This is a genomic window from Falsiruegeria mediterranea M17 (assembly GCF_900302455.1).
Lineage (GTDB): Bacteria > Pseudomonadota > Alphaproteobacteria > Rhodobacterales > Rhodobacteraceae > Falsiruegeria > Falsiruegeria mediterranea.
This window is the reverse complement of sequence record NZ_ONZG01000003.1, coordinates 37,859-56,870: the sequence shown is the minus strand read 5'-3', so window position 1 is coordinate 56,870 and position 19,012 is coordinate 37,859. Positions and strand designations below refer to the sequence as shown.

Sequence of the window (19,012 nt, the reverse complement as noted above, 5' to 3'; positions counted from 1 at the left end):
ATGACAGAAATAACGAAAATTAACGAACTGAACTCGAACATCGGGCTCGCATTGGTTGCAGCACCATTTGTCACGTGGCTGATCCTGGTGGTTATGTTGTGCATCAACTTGTGTCTTGCAGCAGTTGTCGAATGGGCGATCACCGCTCCGGACTTCTTGGTTGGTACCACAGAATTCTTTGGTTCAGCTGCGTTCTTGGCATTCTTTGCAATCCCGTTTGGCATCATTCAGTTCGTCCTGATCGGCGGTTGGGTCTTGCGGCGTTACCTGGTTCGCCGACCTGCCAATCCGATTGTGGTTGCCGTTTTGGCCCTGGCTACCAACACGATCTTGTCTGGGGTTTTGGTCCTGCTCTCCGCAGCTTTCGGTTTGAACGGCCTGAACAGCGTCATGAACCTCTTTCTGCTCATGGGCAGCATCTTTGCGCCTGCCTGGGGCTGTGTCGCGGGTTTTCTGATCCATCGCCGTCAAAACCAGAGGAGCGGATGCCATGTGTGATGCTCATGCCAAGGAAACCCCACCGAAGGGCGTGAATTGGCGCGACCTGACCCCGGTGGGTCGCAGCCAAACTCTGATAGAACTGTCACTTCCCCTGCCTTGGCTTGCGCTGTCCTGGTGGCTTTATGCCTCGGCATTCTGGCCATTGGGGGCGATTGGCAGCTTCATGTATTTCCTCTGCGCCCTGCGTCTGAACCACGAGGCGATCCATAGTAATTTGGGCCTGCCACGTAGGTGGGACATCGTGATCCTTCACGCCCTGAGCGGGGCCATGTGCGGTTGCAACTGCTCGGTCGCGTGGAGCCATTTGCAGCACCACCGCCATGCCATGGGCCCCAAGGACCACGAGGGGAAATGTGGCGAGATGGGCGCGCTCGAGGTGTTGCTCTATGGCCCGCGTTTTCCGATTGAGCTGATCCGCGCAGCCTGGACCAATGGCGGGCCAAAGTGGCGGTGGCGCCTGATGACGGACGGGGTCGTCGTTGTCTTGGTTGTTCTGGCGAGTCTTGCTTCGGGTTTGACCTTTCTGCTGTTGCACCTGGCCGCAATGGCGATGGCGCAATGCCTGACCGCGTTCTTTGCGGTCTGGATCACCCATCAAGGCACCGCGCACACCTGGTTGGCAGGGCGCAGCCAGCGCGGCCCGATGGCACGGGTGGCCTATCTGATGTTCTATCACCGCGAGCATCATCTGTTTCCCAAAGTGCCGGTCAGCCGCCTGCCCGAACTGGCCAAGCGACTGGATGCTCAGGTACCTGGCTATGCCGACAGCCGACAGCCCGTTGTGCCGTGGCTGGATACCTCCGTCAGGGCCAGTCGGGAAAATGCGCGTCCGGTTCGGTCCGCGCCAAGCGGTTGAAGCTGTTGGTGAAATGGCAATGTGCAATCTCGGCCACGATGGCCACCAGTTGCGCGTTGTCGAATCCGTCGGCTCGCGCCTGCTCCAATTCGCCATCACTCAGCTGTCCACCGGTTTCGACCAGACGCCGGGTAAGTCCTTGTAGCTTCGCAGCCCGACTGTTGCCCGACAAGAGCGCACCCTGTGCGATCTGCTCGATCATCACCATGTCGACACCTCTGGCCTGTGCCATCCCAAGGTGCGCCGGTACGCAATAGTGGCAACCGTTCTGCACCGCCATATCCATGCAGATGACCTCGCGGTCTTCAGCGGACAGACCGCTTTGATCCAGCGCGGCCCAGAACGACAGGAACCCATCCAGCACCGCCGGGTTATGCGCCATCGCATCCGAGATGTTCAGCGTGCGGCCTCACATTTGGGCCACACGCTTTTGCACCTCGACCTGCTCTGGCGTCTCATCTGCAACCGGAGGGATGCGCTGACTCAATAGGCGAACTCGTCGTAGATCTTGGTCAGATCACCGTTCCAATCGCCATTGTAGCGGTCCAGCAGTTCGTCAGCAGGCGTCTTGCCTGTTTCGATGCTGTCCTTGAGCGCGTTCAGGAAGTGGGTTTCATCCGGGACCATGCCACCGGCACCGGGTTTGGCACGGGCTTTCAAACCGGCCTCGGAAATCGCCACAACTTCGCGCGCCAGATCGTGCATATTGATGTCGCCAACCTGCGCCTGCAGCGCCTGTTCGGAAGCCGCAACCCGCAAAGCCTCGCGCGTTTCCGCGTCCCAACCTTTGACGAGATCCCAAGCCGCATCCAGCGACGACTGGTCGTACATCAGACCAACCCAGAAGGCCGGCAGAGCGCAAAGCCTGCGCCATGGGCCACCATCGGCACCTCGCATCTCCATGAATTTCTTGATCCGCGCCTCGGGGAAAGCAGTGGTCAGGTGATCCGCCCAATCGCTGAGCGTCGGTGTTTCACCCGGCAGCGCAGGCAGCTTGCCCTCAAGGAAGTCGCGGAACGACATGCCCAGTGCGTCGATGTATTTGCCGTCGCGATAGACGAAGTACATCGGCACATCGAGCGCGTATTGCACCCAGGCTTCGAACCCGAACCCTTCGTCAAACACAAAGGGCAGCATCCCAGTGCGCGCGTCATCCAGATGACGCCAGACCAGACCTCGGGTCGATTTCACGCCGTTGGGTTTGCCATCAAGGAAGGGCGAGTTCGCGAACAGCGCATTCGCCACCGGCTGCAATGCCAAGGCCACGCGCAGTTTCTGCACCATGTCCGCCTCTGTCGCGAAATCCAGGTTCACCTGCACGGTGCAGGTCCGGTACATCATGACCTTACCCATGGTGCCGACGCGGTCCATATAGTCCGTCATCAGCTTATACCGCCCCTTGGGCATCACCGGCATCTGCTCGTGGCTCCAGATCGGGGCAGCCCCCAGACCAATGAACCCCACGCCGATCTTGTCGGCGATGTCCTTGACGTCCCGCAGGTGCTGATTCACCTCGTCACAGGTCTCGTGAATGGTCTCAAGCGGTGCGCCCGACAGCTCCAATTGCCCGCCAGGTTCCAGCGAAACATTGGCGCCATCTTTTTCCAGACCGATCAGCTTGCCGCCCTCTTCCAGAGGGGCCCAGCCATGGCCGTCGCGCAGCCCTTCGAGCACGGCAAGAATCGAGCGCTTGCCGTCATACGGCAGGGGTTTCAGCGTATCCTTGCAATAGCCGAACTTTTCATGCTCGGTCCCGATCCGCCATTGATCCTTTGGCTTACAGCCATCGGCCAGATATTCGGCCAGTTGTTCATGACGTTCGATCGGCCCACCGCCGGACTGAGGAATGGACATGAGACGCGCTCCCGATCCTGAATTAGCTATGTCTGATCGTCAGCAGTGAGGCGAAAAGACCGAACTGTCAATGCAGCCTGAGCTCGGGCGGTCGCATCGAGCGACGTTCCCAGATCACGACCGGGTGAACGCCTTTACCGCTGAGCTCATTCAGCATGCGTTCGGTGCGCAAGCCAGGCAACGTGGCAAAGACATCGAACAGCGCCTCGGCCCCTTCGGCATTGACTGGCACTTGCAACGGCGGCTGGCCGGGCTGTTCCAGCACCCAATGGGCAGGTTTTGCCGTCGGATCGAGCGCCAGGCGTTCGATGGCATCTGTCGCAACCACACCGCCTGTCAGCGGACCATAGTAGGTGATTTGCCCCTCATCCACGAGGACGACCCCTGGCCCGCCCGATCCGGTCCGAAACCGCGCGCGTTGAAAGCCCACAACGGCCAGCCCAAGGCTGACGGCGATGGCGATCCAGCCCAATCCGCCCAGCAAGCCACCGGGGCCAATCACCCAGGTTGATCCGACAAAGGCCAAAAGCCCCGCCGCAATCACCTCGCGCCAACGCCACAGGGCGGCTTTGGCTTCTGGACGAATGAAACTCATGACCGGACCTCGCAGGGGGTTTGCAGCAGGGCGATGCGATACCAACCGATCTGTTTGAACCCGATGGATTCGTAAGCGCGGGCAGCAATCGGGTTGTTGGCGAAAAGGATCGCCTGTTTTGCACCCCTTGCGGCTTCGCGTTGCAAGATCGCTGTTGTCACCAAGGCCCCGTATCCTTTGCCGCGATGTTCTGTCGGCACAAAAACACCGCCAAGCTGAACCACATCTTCGACATGGGCATTGATGTCAGCCATCGCAACCGGGACACCGTCGATCAACAAAACTTCGGCCCGCCCGTTGTCGAACGCTGCACGCCCGCGCGCCGCTGCATTGGATCGTGCATCGGCTTCGTTTTCTTGACCAGTGTCCTCAAGGTAGTGTGCGAACCACCGCTCCAATGGGCCAAGATCGCTTTCCAGCAACGCGCGGCTGTTCACGCGGGTTTTGGACAGGTCGGCCAGTTCCATCTGATACAGCGGTTCGTCGTCCAGCATCTTGAGCTTTGCCTTACCAAGCCCCAATCCGCGCAACGTCATGTCGACCTGGGCCTTTTCGCCGGTCATTCCAAGAACGTTATGGCCAGTGATGGCATGACCAAAAGCCTCGGCCGCCTCAAGACGCATGTCGGGCATCTGTGCCATCACATAGCCAACCTTGGACAAACCAAAGACCCCAAACTGCCCATCAGCCTCCCATACAAAGGCCCGGGTGGAATGGGGATGATCAGAAAACCCCAATCCGTGCGTCGCCAGATTGCTGCGGAGAAACATCGAGGTTTCGATGTGTTGGTCTAGAAATGCATTGATCCGAGGCAGATCTTCGACCTCCGCCTCCCGGATCATTCCCAGTCCCCCAACGCCTGTTGCCAAATCGTCATCGCCGCCACCGCCGCCGTGTCCGCGCGCAGGATGCGGGGGCCAAGGCTGACCACATAGGCGAAATGCAAGGCCGACAGACGCGCGCGTTCGCGGTCGGAAAAGCCGCCCTCAGGCCCGATCAGGATGGCCCAGGGTTGACCCGGTGTATTGGAGGCCAGACGTTTTGCCGCGCCGACCTCGGCCTCGTCGCAGAACATCAGTTGCCGCCCATCGGGCCAATCATCCAGCAGGCGGTCAAGTTTCTGCAATTCAGCGACTTCGGGCACGTAGGTGCCGCCGCATTGCTCAGCTGCCTCGACCGCATGCGCCTGGAGCCGATCCTGGCGGATACGTTCCGAATTGGTGAACTCGGTCTGCACGGGCACGATCCGTGCCGCGCCCATTTCCGCTGCTTTTTCAACGATGAAATCCGTACGCGCCTTTTTGATTGGCGCAAAAAGCAGCCACAGATCGGGGGGCATTTGCAGCGGTTTGGTCTGCTGCACGCAAGCCAAAACTCCGGCGCGCTTGCCCGCCTGCTCGACATCCGCCAGCCATTCGCCATCTCGGCCGTTGAACAGCAGCACCTGCCCACCCACGGCCAACCGCATCACGCCAAAGAGGTAATGCGCCTGATCGCGATCCAAAGGAACCGATTGCCCATCCCCCAAAGGGTGCTCTACATACAGTCTGATCTTTGCACTCATGAGAGCCTACATATGCAAGGCAATGCCCCAACACCAGATGGTCAGGTTTCAGACGCACCTTCCGACAACTGGGTCGACCTGTACGCCCCAGCCTGGAGCCGTCCCTATCTGCGGCTGAGCCGCGCGGACCGACCCATCGGCACCTGGCTGTTGCTGATCCCCTGCTGGTGGGGGTTGGCCCTGGCTATCTTTGACGATCAAGCCCCGCGCCTGTTCGATCTGTGGATCGCTGTTGGCTGTGGTCTGGGCGCCTTCTTGATGCGCGGTGCGGGCTGTACGTGGAACGACATAACCGACCGTGACTTTGACGGGCAGGTCGAGCGTACCCGCTCGCGGCCCATTCCCTCGGGGCAAGTGAGCGTTAGACAGGCATTGTTCTGGATGGTGCTCCAAGCCCTCTTGGGGCTGGCGATCCTGCTGACTTTCAACCAGGCGGCCATCGCGTTAGGCGTGCTGTCGCTGCTGCCTGTCGCGGTCTACCCCTACGCAAAGCGTTTCACTTGGTGGCCGCAGGTGTTTCTGGGACTGGCATTCAATTGGGGGGCATTGCTGGCTTGGACCGCCCATTCCGGCTCTTTGGGGGCACCTGCGGTGCTGCTTTATCTGGCCGGAATCGCCTGGACGCTGTTCTATGACACCATCTATGCCCATCAGGACACCGAAGACGATGCGCTGATCGGGGTGAAATCCACCGCACGCCTGTTCGGCACGGATACCGCGCGCTGGATGAAGTATTTTCTGGTGGCCACCGTCAGCTTCATGGGGCTTGCCGTGATCGAGGCCGGTCTGCCCGATGCTCCGCTGCTTGCGATGCTTGTCGCTCTTGTGGGGCCTTGGGCCATGGGGTGGCACATGGCCTGGCAACTGCGCGGATTGGACATAGAAGACAACGCGAAACTGCTGCAACTCTTCCGCGTGAACCGCGATACCGGCTTTATTCCGCTCATCTTCTTTTGCGCAGCGCTGCTCGCGTGATTGCACATAACGCACCAGGAATGTAAGACATCCGCCAAAGACCGGACGGAAAACGACCAAAAGACATGCGCCTTCCCCTCTCGATTGTGGTCGCCCTGACCTTCGCCCTGGCCGCTGGGCTGTGCCTTGTTGCTGCAAGTTTTGCAGTAACAACCGTCGAGGAGAATTCGGAAATCGTGGTGCGCCGAGCACTGGATCGCAATGGCCACGACTGGGCCGAAGTGCAGGCCGACGGCCTGCAAATAACGATGACCGGCATTGCAAAGGATGAGGCCACACGGTTCAACGCTCTGACCGTTGTTGGTGACGAGGTCGACCCCTCGCGCGTCATCGACGAGATGCAGATTGCACCATCGGCCGATCTCGCGCCGCCGCGATTTTCAGCTGAAATTCTGCGCAATGACAGCGGAATTTCGATCATCGGTCTGATCCCTGCGCAGTCGGACCGGGACGAGATCATTGCACAACTGAATTCCCTGGCCGGCGAGGACAACGTCACCGATCTGTTGGAAACCGCGGACTACAACGTGCCGGGCGGCTGGATTGATGCCATGGGGTTTTCGCTCAAGGCGCTATCGATGCTGCCAAGATCCAAGGTATCCGTAGCCGCCGGTCAGGTGTCGATCACTGCGATCTCTGACAGTGCCGAAGCCAAGAGACAACTTGAGGACGCGCTGAACCGTGCCGCACCTCCGGGGCTGCGAATCGGGGTCGACATCGCCGCGCCTCGTCCCGTGATCACGCCGTTCACCATGCGGTTCCTGATTGATGAAACCGGCAGCCGTTTCGATGCGTGTTCCGCCCAGGATCGTATCGCGCAAGCCCGGATTGTCGCCGCAGCCCGTAAGGCCGGAATCGAAGGTTCCCCGACGTGTACCATCGGCATGGGCGTCCCCTCGCCGAAATGGGCCCGCGCGTCAGAACTGAGCATCGGTGCCTTGGCCGAACTCGGTCAGGGTACAGTCACGATCGCCGACGCTGACATCACCCTCGTGGCCGCCCAAGGTACCGATCAGACACAGTTCGACCGTGTTGTCGGTGAACTTGAGGCCGAGTTGCCTGAGGTATTTGCCCTGTACGCGGTGCTGCCCCAACCAGAAGTTGCCAATGACGCAGGCCCACCCGAATTCACTGCAACGCTCAGCCCAGAAGGTCTGGTACAGCTGCGCGGCCGTCTGAACGACGAAAACCTGCGCCACATGGTCGACAGCTATGCCAAGGCCGCCTTTGGCACCGATGCGGTCTATACTGCGGCGCGCGTTGTTCCGGATCTGCCTGCCACGTGGCCGGTGCGCGTGTTGGCCGGGCTCGAGGCGTTGTCGATGCTGACCAATGGCGCGCTGACCGTGACACCTGACAACGTGACGTTGAGCGGTGTGAGCGAGCAGGAAGACGCCAGTGCGCAAATTGCGGGCCTGCTGTCCGACAAGTTGGGAAATGCGCAGACCTATGACCTGTCCGTCACCTACCATGCCCCGCCCGAACCCGAGGACAAGGCACCCGACCCCGAGGTTTGCGAGGCAGAGATTGCCCTGGTACAGGAAGGAAGCAAGATTGCCTTCGAACCCGGCTCGGCCACCATCGCGGCCGCGTCTCTGGATACGATGAACAAGATCGCGGACATCCTGGACGCTTGCGGACAGATCCGCCTGGAGATCCAGGGACACACCGACAGCCAAGGCCGCGAAGAGATGAATCAGCAACTGAGCCAGGCCCGTGCCCAATCGGTACTGAACGAATTGCGCTCGCGCCGCATTTTGACTTCCAGCTACGTGGCCGTAGGCTATGGTGAAAGCCAGCCCATTGCGGACAACAAGACCGAGGATGGCCGCGAAGCCAACCGCCGGATTGAGTTCCGCCTGATCCGACCCGAAGCATCCGAAGAGGGATCATCCACACTGGATGCGATCGCCGAAGAGGCGCCGACCGAGACATCTGAGACCGACGACGAAGACGCCTCGCAAGCCACCGAAGAGGACCAGTGACATGAACCGCACCGAATTCATCATCACCACCGCGATCATCCTCTTTGTGGCCTTTGCCATGGGGTGGTTCGCCAATTGGCTCGTGCATCGGTTCACCCGCGTAAGACAAAGCGACGTGGCCGATCTCGACCGGATGAGCCAGGAGCTCCACGAGGCAGAAGAGACCCGCGATCAGGCCATCACCTATCTGCAACAGCGTGAGGCCGAGCTGACCAACCAGCTGACGCAGACCGAAGCGGAACTGAGCGCCGCGATGGACGGCCTGCGCGCCGCCCGGCAAGAGGCCGAAGAACTGCGCGCCCGCGTCGGCTGACGTTGTTCTCTGAAACTCGTGACGCTCCCGCCCGTCGTCGATGCCCCTTTCAGGGCATCTTCTCCCGTTGGGCCAAGCCTCGCTGCGCTCGGCGGTTGATCCTGGTCGCAGCGGTCAAGCAATATGTCTGACGGAAGGGTGCGCCTTGGCGGGACCGCGCCGAGCTTTGCTCGGCGCTCGGCCCAAGGCCGTTGGTTGGGCTGACGCAGTCAGGACTGCCCGGGCGCGGGAGCACCCCTGGGATGACACTGTGTTCAGACCAACCAGACAGATGCGACCCCATTAGGTTGAAAATGCCCTCACCACCGCGTCAGTGCGTCTTCGTCCTCGTCCTTGGCTGCAACCCAATCCGCGCTTTCGCCGGTGATTTCTTTCTTCCAGAACGGCGCACGGGATTTGAGGTAGTCCATAAGATATTCAGCTGCCTCAAACGCGTCTTTGCGGTGCGGGGCGGCCGTGGCCACCATCATGATCTGATCCCCTGGAGCCAAACGCCCATGGCGGTGGATCACCAGCACATCACCAAGCGACCAACGCTCTTGCGCCTCGTTCGCGATCTTGGTCAGCGCCTTTTCGGTCATGCCGGGGTAATGCTCGATCTCCATCATATCGAGATCGCCTTGCACCAGATCCCGCACGACACCCGTGAATGTCACGATGGCCCCATTCGAGGTGTCGCCAGCGGCAAATGCGTTGGCCTCAGCTCCCAAGTCAAATGGCTCTTTTTGAACCGAGATTTTCACCGGATCAGCCCCCGGTCATCGGCGGAAAAAACGCCACTTCGCGTACACCTGCAAGCGAGGCATCGAAATCCGACAGCTCTTGATCCAAGGCCACCCGCAACGCGCTCAGATCGGAAAAGGCAACCTCGTAGCGTTCTTCTCGCGCCCGCAGTTCGTCGACAAGCTGTGATACGGTTTCGGCACTAGTCTCGACCTTTTCCTTGGGCAAGCCAATGCGCTCACGCACCCAGGCGAAATAGAGAATATCCATGGCTTACCCTTCTCTCACGTGCGGCAGGGCCTTGCGGAAGTAATCCACCCCGGTGATCGCAGTCAAACCTGCGGCAATCCACAACAGCGTCAAGCCAATCCACCAGCAAAGCTCCATCCCGGTCAATTTCCAACGCAACCCTAGCAGGTCTTCTTCACGCCCGGTCAGGATGTCGTCGATCATCTGCGGATCCATGCCCCAGGCGCTCATACCCAGATAGTGTTCAAACACGCCCTGACCAAACAGAACCGCAATCGCAGCCATCTGGGCGGTGGTTTTCCATTTGGCCAGATTGGTGACCTTCAGCGTCCCGGCCGTATCCCCCAGATACTCTCGCAGGCCAGACACAAAAACCTCGCGGAACAGGATCAGTGTTGCCGGCAGAACCAGCCAGGGCGACATCGACGAATATCCGACGATAACCATCAGGGCGATCACCACCATTGCCTTGTCGGCAATCGGATCCAGCATTGCACCCAGTTTCGTCTCTTGCTTCCACGCCCGTGCAAGGTAGCCGTCAAACCAGTCGGTGATGGCCGCGGTCACAAAAAGCGTCAGGGCAAACCAGTCGGCATAGGGGCGCGTGAAGTACAGAAACATCACCGCAACGCCGGGCGCGGCAACCAAGCGAAGTACAGTCAGGATATTGGGCAAGTTCCATTTCATGCGACCGGTTTATCCCGGCAAGCGTCGCGAGGAAAGAGGGTCGGTGGCATGAGGGTCAAACCGCCGCCTGCAGCAAGCGAACCAATGCCATTCTGGGTGCAAACGCATGGTCGCTTGTTGGTTCGGCCTCGGAGGAAAAAATCGCAATGGACAGGTCTCGTGCGGGATCGGCAAACAGAAACTGACCATGAATGCCCATTCCGTGGATCAAGGGCCTTTCTTCCCGATGAACATACCATTTCGACCGATAGCACATGTTGTAGGTGTCAAAGCGTTCATGGAAATCACCCTGCACCCAAGCCTGCCTGTCGCCATTGTCGACGATATCATCGAGCCAGGCCTTGGGAATCACCTGCTTCCCGTCACGCGCACCGCCCTGACACATCAACGCTCCCACGCGCGCCAGATCACGTGCGGTGACACACATGCCTCCGGCGGCTCGGGCGCCGCCGATCCGGTCAACCGTGATATAGGCTGCCTTTTCTGCACCCATCGGCCGCCAAAGATGTTCGGACATCAGATCGGCATATCGTTTGCCAGCGGCACGTTCGAATACCCAAGCCAGAAGGTCCGTCACCGGCGAAACATAGTGGAAGCGACCCCCATGAGGGCCATCGGTCTCGGTCAGCATCCCCTGGAAACCACGCAGATCGGGCACGCTGTCTCCCGGCTCGACCGGATTCCAATTTGCCGCCTTGCGATAAGAGATGATCGGACCGGACGTCGCCAGGTAATCCTCTGAGAACTCGACACCCACCCGCATGTCGAGGGCCTGTCGAACGGTGGCACCCGCATAGGCCGTTTCAGCCAACTCAGGCACATAATCTGTCAGGGCGGCTTCAAGATCCAGCAGCCCTTTGTCGTTCAGACATCCGGCAAGCAGGCCCAGCATCGACTTTGACACCGACATCAGAATGTGCGGATCCTCGGCCGTCATCCCGTTTCGATACATCTCGTGCACGACCCGTCCCTTGTGCAGCACGACCAGGGCGTCGGTGCGCGTTTCGGCAAGGGTGATCTGGATCTGGGTATCTGTGACCAGCGGGTCGCCTTCTGGCAGCTCCCAGACATCCGTTGGATCATTGCTGATATCGGCCGAAGGGACGATCTCGCGAACGTGGTGAAAGGCCCAGGATGAATACGGTTGCGTACGCCAGTTGGCCAAAGTGACCTGATCCGCCTCGTCCGGCGGAAACCCTTGCATAATTGGCATGTGTCTCTCTCCCTGTTCCGCGCAGCCAAGCGCAGGACGGGTTGAATGACAAGTCACCGATCGTGGAAAAAGTCGTAAATGGTCTCTGCCAGGGTGTCGGAAATGCCATCAACCGCTTTAAGATCCGCCAGATTGGCGCGGCTCACCGCCTTTGCGCTGCCAAAATGCGTCAGCAACGCCCGTTTCCGGGTGGCACCCACACCCGGCACTTCGTCAAGCGGTGTCGCCCCGATGGCTTTGGCCCGTTTCGCACGATGGGTGCCGATGGCAAAGCGGTGCGCCTCATCCCGCAAACGCTGGATGAAGTAAAGAACCGGGTCATTGCGTTTGAGCGCAAAAGGATGCTGGCCGGTGCGGTGAAATTCTTCCTTACCGTGATCCCGGTCGACCCCCTTGGCCACACCGACCATTGGAATGTCTTCGACGCCGTGCTGCGCCATGATCTCATGTACCGCACTCACCTGCCCGGCCCCACCGTCGATCAGCAGTAGATCGGGCCACAGCCCCTTGTCGCGGTCCGGGTCTTCTTTCAGCAGGCGAGTAAAACGGCGATGCAACACCTCTTTCATCATGCCGAAGTCATCCCCCGGCGTCAGGTCATCGCCCTTGATGTTGAATTTGCGATAGGCGTTTTTCATCCACCCCTCGGGGCCCGCCACGATCATTCCGCCCACCGCATTGGTGCCTTGGATGTGCGAGTTGTCGTAGACCTCGATCCGGTTCGGAGGACCATCCAGATCGAACGCCTCGGCCACGCCGCGCAGCAATTTGGCCTGCGTCGCACTTTCTGACATGCGCCGCGCTAGCGACTCGCGCGCGTTGCGCAGCGCGCCGGCCACCAGCTCTTGCTTTTCACCCCGCTGTGGCACCAAAATCTCGACCTTGCGGCCTGCCTTGTCGGACAGCGCCTCTTGCATCAGGTCAGCGTTTTCGATGGCATCCGACAGGATCAACTGTCGCGGCGGTTCCTTGTTGTCATAAAACTGACCCAGGAACGCCTCCATCGCTTCGGCCGGCGATACATCTGGCCCGACCCGGGGATAAAAGTCGCGGTTGCCCCAATTCTGGTTCGCACGGATGAAGAACACCTGAACGCAGGCCTGACCGCTTTCCATGTACAGGCCGATCACATCCGCCTCGGTCACGCCGCGCGGATTGATGCCCTGGCTCGATTGCACCTGCGTCAGCGCCCGGATGCGATCGCGCAAACCGGCGGCGCGTTCGAATTCCATCGCTTCGGACGCGACCATCATCTGTTGGGCCAAATCCTCTTGCACCTTTGTCGACCGGCCAGACAGAAACCGTTCCGCGTCTTTGACGCTCTCACGGTACCCCTCTTCCGAAATCAGGCCGACGCAAGGCCCCGAACACCGTTTGATCTGATACAGAAGACAGGGGCGTGTCCGGCTCTCGAACATGGAATCCGAGCAATTGCGCAGTAGGAACGCCTTTTGCAACTGGTTGAGCGTTCGGTTCACCGCACCTGCGTTGGCAAAAGGCCCAAAATAGGCCCCCTTCTGCTTTTTGGCGCCTCGGTGTTTCTTGATCTGCGGAAAGGCATGATCCTTGGCCACCAGAATATTGGGAAAGCTTTTGTCATCGCGCAGCAGCACGTTGTACTTGGGCTTGAGCTGCTTGATCAGGTTCTGTTCCAGCAGCAACGCTTCGGTTTCCGTGCGCGTGGTCAGAAACATCATCGAGGTGGTATCGCGGATCATCCGCTCGATCCGGCCCGAGTGACCCGGGCGCGAATAGTTTGACACCCGCGCTTTCAGGTTGCGGGCCTTGCCCACGTACAAAACCCGGCTTTCCGTATCGAGCATCCGATAGACGCCAGGCGAATTGTCCAATGTCTTGAGATACCCCTGAATACAGGCATATCCGGTGGGCGTGGCTTCGTCAGTTGGGGCGTGCGCATCAGTCATGTCACTGAAATATGATTCTCTGGCTCTGGCTGCAATCTCAACGCGCCTGGATCAAGAGAAAACAAATCCACGATTCCTGTGGATAACTATGGAGATATCTTTCGCTGATATGCAAAAACCCGTTTAAAACTAGGCGCTCCGGGCGTTTGCATAAAAAATAGGCAATTTCATAACCGATTGATTTTACGTTAAACTTTTCACGTCGTGTAGCAAGGTCATGAAAACAAAGACATTTTTGTAACGCTTTGGTAACAGATTTAGGAGCGGTGCAAAACTTGCACGCCAAAGGCTCATTCTGGGCCTAGAACGTCTGGCGTTTTCCACCCCAGATGCTGCCCGCCATCCACGCATAGAATCTGCCCGGTGACCGCCGGAGCATCCAGGAAATAGCCCAAGGCAGCGGTGATATCGGCTGGATTCGCCCCCCGACCGGATATCGTGTTTGCTCTCTGTGCAGCGAAATGTTCAGCAGTTTGGCGGTGCCCTTGCATCGTCGGGCCAGGCCCTATGGCATTGACCCGTATGGCCGGGGTCAACGCTTGCGCAGAGGTCTGCGTAAGTGCCCACAGGCCCATCTTGGCCAGCGTATAGGTCATGAATTCGGGCGTCAGCTTGTTCACCCGCATGTCGATCATGTTCAGGATCAGACCCGTCGCAATAGGCTCACCATTCTCATCCGTCGACGCCTGCAACCCTTGATCTGCCATCGCCTGCGTCAACACAAACGGGGCCCGCAGGTTGCTGTCCATATGTCGGTCCCAGTTTGCGCGCGTGGCACTTGAGATCGTGTCGTATTCAAAAATAGAGGCGTTGTTCACCAGACAGGTGATGGGCCCACCCAAGGCGTCGATCGCGCGGGGTAACAAAGCCTGCACTTGCGCCTCATCCAAGAGGTCTGCTTGCAGGGCCACGGCATTACGCCCCTTAGCCTGGATTTCAGCAACCGTGTCGAGCGCAGGTTGTTCGGATGACGCAAAGTGCACGGCAACATCATAACCGCGATCGGCCAGATACAGCGCCATTGCGCGGCCCAGCCGAATGCCAGCCCCGGTCACCAAACAACGTTTCATCACAGTTCCCTTTCGACAGCCGCCTTACACAAGTACGGCGACCACATAGGTGAAATAGAGGACCGACAGGATCACGCCCCAGATGCGGGTGATGTCACGCCCGAAGAACACAAACGGAACCAACAGCAGCGATGCACCCAGCATGACCCAAAGGTCAAACTCCAGGAATTCCTCGTCCACGGGGATGTCCCCCACAAACAAGGTTGTGAGGCCGACGATCGCCAACAGATTGAACATGTTCGAGCCAATGACATTGCCCAGCGCGACATCGGCCTGCCGGCGTAGAGCCGCCATGACTGTGGTGGCCAGTTCAGGCAAAGAGGTCCCCACCGCAACCAGCGTCAGACCAATCACTGTCTCGCTGACGCCATAGGTCCGCGCGATGATCGATGCATTGTCGACCAATAGATGTGCGCCCATGGGTAGACCAATCAACCCAAGGATCAGATAAATCCCGATCCGCCAATAGGGCATGTTCGGGTCTGCATCTTCCAGGCCGTCCAGTTCTTCTTCGTCTTCGTCAACGCAGCCTTGCCTGCGATGTGCACGCGCCTGACGAAAGGCGTTCAGCAGCACCAGCGCCAATGCGGCAAGAAGAATCAAACCGCTCCAAACCGTAAAGGTTCCGCAAAACGCCAGCGCGATGAAGAGCACTGTGGCAATCAACATGAAAACGTAGTTGCGCCGCGTGTTGCATTCGCTGGTGTGCAAGGTTGCCAGAATCGCCGGAATACCCAGCACCAACAGGATGTTTGCCGTGTTCGATCCAACCACGTTACCCAGCGCAATGCCCGGCGCGTTTTCCTTGACCGCCTTGATCGCGATCAGCAATTCAGGCGCCGAGGTGCCAAAAGCCACAATGGTCAGGCTGACGATCAATGCAGGAACACCCAGACGCAAGCTAAGGTTCACGGCGCCACGTACCAAGGCGTCACCGGCCAGAAGCAGGATGACCAGGCCCAGAGACGAGAGAATCCAGGGCATCATTTTTTGCCTCCATGGCCGCAGCCGCAGGGGCCCTTGCCGATCTTGTAGCGACCGCATTTGCGACATTTGGCCGAAGCAAGGCGCTTGCCGCCGGGCAGCCAGTGCAACTTGCCGAACATGGCCAGCACGACCATGAACACCAGAAATATCGCGACGATCTTGATTATCATGTCAGAGACCGAACCGCGCGTAAGCAGCGCGTTCCTCTATCCCCGCAACTGCGTCTTGCACCACCGAAGCGCCAAACCGCGACCAGAACGGCTTGCGCAATCCATAGCGACGGAACCGTACCTTGTCGCCGTACCGTTCCTGCATCTTGGGTTTCAGGTGCGCGATCCCGTCGATCAGCCCCAGTTCGGTCGCCTTGCGCGCCAACCAGATCTCGCCGGTGAACAGGTCCGTCTCGGTGCTCAGCTTGTCGCCGCGCCGGGTTTTGACGTGGTCTATGAAATTGCCATGAATGTCGTCCAGAACGCCCTTAAGCCGTTCGACGTCTTCTTTCTTTTCCGGGCTGAACGGGTCGAGCATTGACTTGGACTGCCCAGCCGTGTGCACCCGGCGCTCAAAGCCCTGGCGTGCCAGAAAGATATGCGCGCCAAAACCTGCGGATATAACACCAATCGAGCCCAGGACCGAGCTGTCGTCGGCCCAAATCTCATCTGCTGCTGCCGCCAGCCAATAGCCGCCTGATGCCGCGACATCTTCGACAAACGCGAACACGGGGATGTCCAGCTCATCTGACAGCCGCCGAATGCGCGCACCAATCAGAGAGCTTTGGACCGGCGAACCACCAGGCGAGTTGATCTCCAACGCAATCGCGGCGGGTTTGCCTTTGCGAAAGGCCTTTTCCAACACGGGCGCCAAAGAGGTATCATTCAACGCCCCGCGTCCGGCCATACCGATGGCACCAGACAGACGAACAACGGCCACCAGTGGCGGCTTTTTTACAAACGGCAGGCTCAGTTTCATGAAAGCCGATGTAGAATGCCACCCACCGACAAACAAGACGCCGGACAGGACAGAAACGCGACGGCAACAAAATTCCCACAGTCCAAGGGCAATTTTGCAACGACGCCGAATGGCGTCATCTGCAAAATTTCTCTTGGTTTATTGGGTTTGCGCGCCACTCAGCTGCGAATACGCCAACCTGTTCGGAAAATCAGCCAGATGACCCCAAGGCACAACATCGTGAACCCAAGAATGGCCAACAGGCTCAGCCCGATCGGCACGTCCGCAATACCGAAGAACGACCAGCGAAAGCCCGAGATCAGATAGACCACCGGATTGAACAGCGTGACGGTCTGCCAAATGGGCGGCAGCATCGAGATGGAATAGAATGATCCACCCAGAAAGATCAGCGGCGTCACGATCAGCAGGGGTACCAATTGCAACTGCTCAAAGCTCCCGGCCCAGATGCCAATGATGAAGCCCAGCAAAGCGAAACTCAGACACGTCAGGACCAAAAACGCCAGCATCGCAAAGGGATGCTGAATGCTCACGTCCACAAACAGCATCGACGTCGCCAGAATCACCACACCTATGAACAGCGCCTTGGTCGCCGCTGCCCCGACATAACCACAGACGATTTCAAGGAAATTCACCGGAGCGGACAGGAGTTCGTACACCGTGCCTATGAATTTCGGGAAATAGATCCCAAAAGATGCGTTCGAGATGGATTGCGTGATTACCGACAGCATGATCAGCCCCGGCACGATGAATGCGCCATAGGACACACCCTCAACCTCTTGGATGCGGCTGCCGATGGCGGCACCAAACACCACGAAATAGAGCGAAGTTGAAATCACCGGCGAGATAAAACTCTGCGCCAGGGTGCGGAAGAACCGCGCCATTTCGAACCGATAGATGGATGCGATTGCGGTCCAGTTCATGCGCGTTCTCCTGACACCAGATCGACAAAGATGTCTTCAAGGCTGCTTTGGCGGGTCTGTACGTCGTTTAACACCAATCCGGCTTGCGCCACATCGTTAAGCAACGCCGTGATCCCGGTGCGATCAGCGCGCGTGTCATAGGTGTAAAGCAGCGCATGCCCGTCCCGGATCAGGGTCAGGTCATGTTGTGACAGCGCGGCGGGAATTTCCGCTATCGCCTCGGTCAACTCGACCTCGAGTTGCTTCTTGCCCATCTGGGCCATCAGCGTGTCCTTGTCCTCGACCAACAGGATCTGCCCACTGTTGATCACGCCAACACGGTCGGCAATGGCTTCGGCCTCTTCGATGTAGTGGGTGGTCAAAATGATCGTCACGCCGTCCTTTTTCAGTTCGGCCACGATCTCCCACATGTCCTTGCGCAACTCGACGTCGACGCCTGCGGTGGGTTCATCCAGAAACAGCACACGTGGCTCGTGCGCCAGAGCCTTGGCGATCAGCACCCGGCGCTTCATGCCGCCCGACAGCTCTTTGGTTGCGTTCTTGCGTTTGTCCCAAAGTGACAGCTTTCGCAGGATCTGCTCCAGCAGAGTATCGTTGCGCGGCTTGCCAAATAGCCCACGAGTGAACCGCACTGTGTTCCAAACGGTTTCAAACGGCTCCAGATTGATCTCTTGCGGCACCAGCCCGATCATCTGACGGGCCGCGCGATAGTCCGACTGGATATCATGACCGCCGACGGTCACGGTGCCGGAGGTCGGCGTGGTAATTCCGCAAACGGTAGAAATCAGAGTGGTTTTTCCGGCACCATTTGGCCCCAGAAGTGCAAGGATTTCGCCCTCGCGAATGTCAAGAGAGACGCCCTTGAGCGCCTCAAACCCGCCCGCATAGGATTTGCGCAGGTCTGTGATGGACAGGATGTTGGACATGTCTGCTCCGTTGTTTCGGCGGGAACATTAGTCGCCCGACAAACAAAGGAACAGAGCGTCCATGCACAGCCCCCTGCGCGCGAATGCAGGGTCAGTCGCGGCCAGTCAACTTACCAAGCCAGGACTTCTTTTCTTCAGTGACTTCTTCTTCGGCACCCTCATCTGGGCCTTCCAACTGCTCTTGCAGATTGGCAAAAAACTGATCTGCCATCTTTTTGGCAAACCCGTCGATCAAACGGCTACCCAGTTGCGCCAGCTTGCCGCCCACCTTGGCCTCGACGTCGTAGGCCAGCTCTGTACCACCCTCAGAGGGGGTAATGGTGACACTTGCGCCACCCTTGGCAAAACCAGCGGCACCGCCCTTTCCTTCGCCCGCGATGGTCAGGCTCTGGTTCTCGACCAGATCCGACATGCTCACCACGCCCTTGAACGTCGCTTTGACCGGACCGACCTTTTGCACCACGGTCGCCTCATATCCATCCTGCGGGTTTCCGCTCAGCTCCTGGGCACCGGGCACGCAGGCCTTGAGCACTTCGGGATCCAGGAGGGCCGCATAAACCGCAGCGGGGTCTGCCTTGATCTGGCGCGTGTCGCTCATTTGCATGGGTCGTGCTCCTTGGGCCGGGTCATTGAATGGTCCTTGTCTAATCCAGCCAAACATAACCGCCAACCCCGCGAAGGCCAGCTATCAAAAACAGAG

22 protein-coding genes are annotated in these 19,012 nt (G+C 58.9%); 5 read left to right on the top strand and 17 right to left on the bottom strand.

Translation table 11 applies throughout. The features are described from left to right. Together TRM7615_RS06305 and TRM7615_RS06300 are read left to right on the top strand one after the other, a co-directional pair. Entirely contained in the window at positions 1-498 is a 498-nt protein-coding gene (locus tag TRM7615_RS06305) for a hypothetical protein (protein WP_108786069.1), read from the top strand. Continuing rightward, positions 491-1,357 (top strand): fatty acid desaturase, encoded by an 867-nt coding sequence (locus TRM7615_RS06300; RefSeq protein ID WP_108786068.1) that lies wholly within the window; start codon positions 491-493, stop codon positions 1,355-1,357. Before TRM7615_RS06305 ends, TRM7615_RS06300 begins: the two co-directional genes overlap by 8 nt. Here the strand turns inward: TRM7615_RS06300 and TRM7615_RS06295 are convergent. From TRM7615_RS06295 to TRM7615_RS06275, 5 genes are all read right to left on the bottom strand, one after another. Continuing rightward, positions 1,305-1,739, bottom strand: coding sequence for a carboxymuconolactone decarboxylase family protein (locus TRM7615_RS06295; protein WP_108786067.1), 435 nt, complete (start codon positions 1,737-1,739; stop codon positions 1,305-1,307). The two genes, TRM7615_RS06300 and TRM7615_RS06295, sit on opposite strands and share 53 nt — an antisense overlap. A gap of 101 nt (positions 1,740-1,840) precedes the next feature. Beyond that, a complete protein-coding gene (locus TRM7615_RS06290; RefSeq protein WP_108786066.1) occupies positions 1,841-3,211 on the bottom strand; it encodes a glutamate--cysteine ligase in 1,371 nt (456 codons plus the stop codon). 67 nt (positions 3,212-3,278) lie between these two features. Next, entirely contained in the window at positions 3,279-3,806 is a 528-nt protein-coding gene (locus TRM7615_RS06285) for a hypothetical protein (protein ID WP_108786065.1), read from the bottom strand. Beyond that, entirely contained in the window at positions 3,803-4,648 is an 846-nt protein-coding gene (locus TRM7615_RS06280) for a GNAT family N-acetyltransferase (protein ID WP_108786064.1), read from the bottom strand. The genes TRM7615_RS06285 and TRM7615_RS06280 overlap by 4 nt, the downstream gene beginning before the upstream one ends. After that, positions 4,645-5,370 (bottom strand): 16S rRNA (uracil(1498)-N(3))-methyltransferase, encoded by a 726-nt coding sequence (locus tag TRM7615_RS06275; RefSeq protein ID WP_108786063.1) that lies wholly within the window; start codon positions 5,368-5,370, stop codon positions 4,645-4,647. The genes TRM7615_RS06280 and TRM7615_RS06275 overlap by 4 nt, the downstream gene beginning before the upstream one ends. Positions 5,371-5,382: 12 nt before the next feature. Between TRM7615_RS06275 and ubiA the strand changes: the two genes are divergently transcribed. From ubiA to TRM7615_RS06260, 3 genes are all read left to right on the top strand, one after another. Continuing rightward, positions 5,383-6,345, top strand: coding sequence for a 4-hydroxybenzoate octaprenyltransferase (gene ubiA / locus TRM7615_RS06270; protein WP_108786062.1), 963 nt, complete (start codon positions 5,383-5,385; stop codon positions 6,343-6,345). Positions 6,346-6,410: 65 nt separating this feature from the next. Continuing rightward, positions 6,411-8,330 (top strand): OmpA family protein, encoded by a 1,920-nt coding sequence (locus TRM7615_RS06265; protein ID WP_108786061.1) that lies wholly within the window; start codon positions 6,411-6,413, stop codon positions 8,328-8,330. 1 nt (position 8,331) lies between these two features. Beyond that, entirely contained in the window at positions 8,332-8,643 is a 312-nt protein-coding gene (locus TRM7615_RS06260; protein ID WP_108786060.1) for a hypothetical protein, read from the top strand. Positions 8,644-8,942: 299 nt separating this feature from the next. On the opposite strand, the gene TRM7615_RS06255 is transcribed toward TRM7615_RS06260, so the two are convergent. The 12 genes from TRM7615_RS06255 to TRM7615_RS06205 all read right to left on the bottom strand — a co-directional run bounded on the left by TRM7615_RS06255 (position 8,943) and on the right by TRM7615_RS06205 (position 18,916). Beyond that, positions 8,943-9,386 (bottom strand): molybdenum cofactor biosynthesis protein MoaE, encoded by a 444-nt coding sequence (locus tag TRM7615_RS06255; RefSeq protein WP_108786059.1) that lies wholly within the window; start codon positions 9,384-9,386, stop codon positions 8,943-8,945. A gap of 4 nt (positions 9,387-9,390) precedes the next feature. Beyond that, the gene (gene moaD, locus TRM7615_RS06250; RefSeq protein WP_108786058.1) at positions 9,391-9,636 is read right to left on the bottom strand and encodes a molybdopterin converting factor subunit 1; all 246 of its coding nucleotides are present in this window, start codon (positions 9,634-9,636) and stop codon (positions 9,391-9,393) included. 3 nt (positions 9,637-9,639) lie between these two features. Further along, positions 9,640-10,302 carry a CDP-diacylglycerol--glycerol-3-phosphate 3-phosphatidyltransferase gene (gene pgsA / locus TRM7615_RS06245; RefSeq protein ID WP_108786057.1) on the bottom strand — a complete coding sequence of 221 codons (663 nt, stop codon included), beginning with the start codon at positions 10,300-10,302 and terminating at the stop codon, positions 9,640-9,642. A 55-nt stretch (positions 10,303-10,357) separates the two neighbouring features. Next, a complete protein-coding gene (locus tag TRM7615_RS06240; RefSeq protein ID WP_108786056.1) occupies positions 10,358-11,515 on the bottom strand; it encodes a serine hydrolase domain-containing protein in 1,158 nt (385 codons plus the stop codon). Positions 11,516-11,568: 53 nt separating this feature from the next. Then, positions 11,569-13,440: an excinuclease ABC subunit UvrC gene (gene uvrC / locus TRM7615_RS06235; RefSeq protein ID WP_108786055.1), complete on the bottom strand. Its 1,872-nt coding sequence runs from the start codon at positions 13,438-13,440 to the stop codon at positions 11,569-11,571. A 290-nt stretch (positions 13,441-13,730) separates the two neighbouring features. Next, positions 13,731-14,510, bottom strand: a complete 780-nt coding sequence (locus TRM7615_RS06230) for an SDR family oxidoreductase (protein WP_108786054.1) — start codon at positions 14,508-14,510, stop codon at positions 13,731-13,733. 24 nt (positions 14,511-14,534) lie between these two features. After that, the gene (locus tag TRM7615_RS06225; RefSeq protein ID WP_108786053.1) at positions 14,535-15,497 is read right to left on the bottom strand and encodes a calcium/sodium antiporter; all 963 of its coding nucleotides are present in this window, start codon (positions 15,495-15,497) and stop codon (positions 14,535-14,537) included. Further along, positions 15,494-15,667: a hypothetical protein gene (locus tag TRM7615_RS25510; protein ID WP_165759848.1), complete on the bottom strand. Its 174-nt coding sequence runs from the start codon at positions 15,665-15,667 to the stop codon at positions 15,494-15,496. Before TRM7615_RS25510 ends, TRM7615_RS06225 begins: the two co-directional genes overlap by 4 nt. Before the next feature lies 1 nt (position 15,668). After that, complete coding sequence (locus TRM7615_RS06220; RefSeq protein WP_108786052.1) at positions 15,669-16,466, bottom strand: S49 family peptidase; 798 nt, start codon at positions 16,464-16,466, stop codon at positions 15,669-15,671. A 158-nt stretch (positions 16,467-16,624) separates the two neighbouring features. Beyond that, on the bottom strand, positions 16,625-17,386 hold the full coding sequence (locus TRM7615_RS06215; RefSeq protein ID WP_108786051.1) for an ABC transporter permease: 762 nt from the start codon (positions 17,384-17,386) through the stop codon (positions 16,625-16,627). Further along, positions 17,383-18,312: an ABC transporter ATP-binding protein gene (locus tag TRM7615_RS06210; RefSeq protein WP_108786050.1), complete on the bottom strand. Its 930-nt coding sequence runs from the start codon at positions 18,310-18,312 to the stop codon at positions 17,383-17,385. The genes TRM7615_RS06215 and TRM7615_RS06210 overlap by 4 nt, the downstream gene beginning before the upstream one ends. A 91-nt stretch (positions 18,313-18,403) precedes the next feature. Next, positions 18,404-18,916, bottom strand: a complete 513-nt coding sequence (locus TRM7615_RS06205) for an SRPBCC family protein (RefSeq protein ID WP_108786049.1) — start codon at positions 18,914-18,916, stop codon at positions 18,404-18,406. Positions 18,917-19,012 lie beyond the last annotated feature (96 nt).

Excerpts from the sequence above, each read along its gene's own strand:
- TRM7615_RS06305 (WP_108786069.1), top strand. The coding sequence starts at position 1 with ATGACAGAAATAACGAAAATTAACGAACTGAACTCGAACATCGGGCTC.
- TRM7615_RS06300 (WP_108786068.1), top strand. The coding sequence starts at position 491 with ATGTGTGATGCTCATGCCAAGGAAACCCCACCGAAGGGCGTGAATTGG.
- TRM7615_RS06295 (WP_108786067.1), bottom strand. The coding sequence starts at position 1,739 with ATGGCGCATAACCCGGCGGTGCTGGATGGGTTCCTGTCGTTCTGGGCC.
- TRM7615_RS06290 (WP_108786066.1), bottom strand. The coding sequence starts at position 3,211 with ATGTCCATTCCTCAGTCCGGCGGTGGGCCGATCGAACGTCATGAACAA.
- TRM7615_RS06285 (WP_108786065.1), bottom strand. The coding sequence starts at position 3,806 with ATGAGTTTCATTCGTCCAGAAGCCAAAGCCGCCCTGTGGCGTTGGCGC.
- TRM7615_RS06280 (WP_108786064.1), bottom strand. The coding sequence starts at position 4,648 with ATGATCCGGGAGGCGGAGGTCGAAGATCTGCCTCGGATCAATGCATTT.
- TRM7615_RS06275 (WP_108786063.1), bottom strand. The coding sequence starts at position 5,370 with ATGAGTGCAAAGATCAGACTGTATGTAGAGCACCCTTTGGGGGATGGG.
- ubiA (WP_108786062.1), top strand. The coding sequence starts at position 5,383 with ATGCAAGGCAATGCCCCAACACCAGATGGTCAGGTTTCAGACGCACCT.
- TRM7615_RS06265 (WP_108786061.1), top strand. The coding sequence starts at position 6,411 with ATGCGCCTTCCCCTCTCGATTGTGGTCGCCCTGACCTTCGCCCTGGCC.
- TRM7615_RS06260 (WP_108786060.1), top strand. The coding sequence starts at position 8,332 with ATGAACCGCACCGAATTCATCATCACCACCGCGATCATCCTCTTTGTG.
- moaD (WP_108786058.1), bottom strand. The coding sequence starts at position 9,636 with ATGGATATTCTCTATTTCGCCTGGGTGCGTGAGCGCATTGGCTTGCCC.
- pgsA (WP_108786057.1), bottom strand. The coding sequence starts at position 10,302 with ATGAAATGGAACTTGCCCAATATCCTGACTGTACTTCGCTTGGTTGCC.
- TRM7615_RS06240 (WP_108786056.1), bottom strand. The coding sequence starts at position 11,515 with ATGCCAATTATGCAAGGGTTTCCGCCGGACGAGGCGGATCAGGTCACT.
- uvrC (WP_108786055.1), bottom strand. The coding sequence starts at position 13,440 with ATGACTGATGCGCACGCCCCAACTGACGAAGCCACGCCCACCGGATAT.
- TRM7615_RS06230 (WP_108786054.1), bottom strand. The coding sequence starts at position 14,510 with ATGAAACGTTGTTTGGTGACCGGGGCTGGCATTCGGCTGGGCCGCGCA.
- TRM7615_RS06225 (WP_108786053.1), bottom strand. The coding sequence starts at position 15,497 with ATGATGCCCTGGATTCTCTCGTCTCTGGGCCTGGTCATCCTGCTTCTG.
- TRM7615_RS25510 (WP_165759848.1), bottom strand. The coding sequence starts at position 15,667 with ATGATAATCAAGATCGTCGCGATATTTCTGGTGTTCATGGTCGTGCTG.
- TRM7615_RS06220 (WP_108786052.1), bottom strand. The coding sequence starts at position 16,466 with ATGAAACTGAGCCTGCCGTTTGTAAAAAAGCCGCCACTGGTGGCCGTT.
- TRM7615_RS06215 (WP_108786051.1), bottom strand. The coding sequence starts at position 17,386 with ATGAACTGGACCGCAATCGCATCCATCTATCGGTTCGAAATGGCGCGG.
- TRM7615_RS06210 (WP_108786050.1), bottom strand. The coding sequence starts at position 18,312 with ATGTCCAACATCCTGTCCATCACAGACCTGCGCAAATCCTATGCGGGC.
- TRM7615_RS06205 (WP_108786049.1), bottom strand. The coding sequence starts at position 18,916 with ATGCAAATGAGCGACACGCGCCAGATCAAGGCAGACCCCGCTGCGGTT.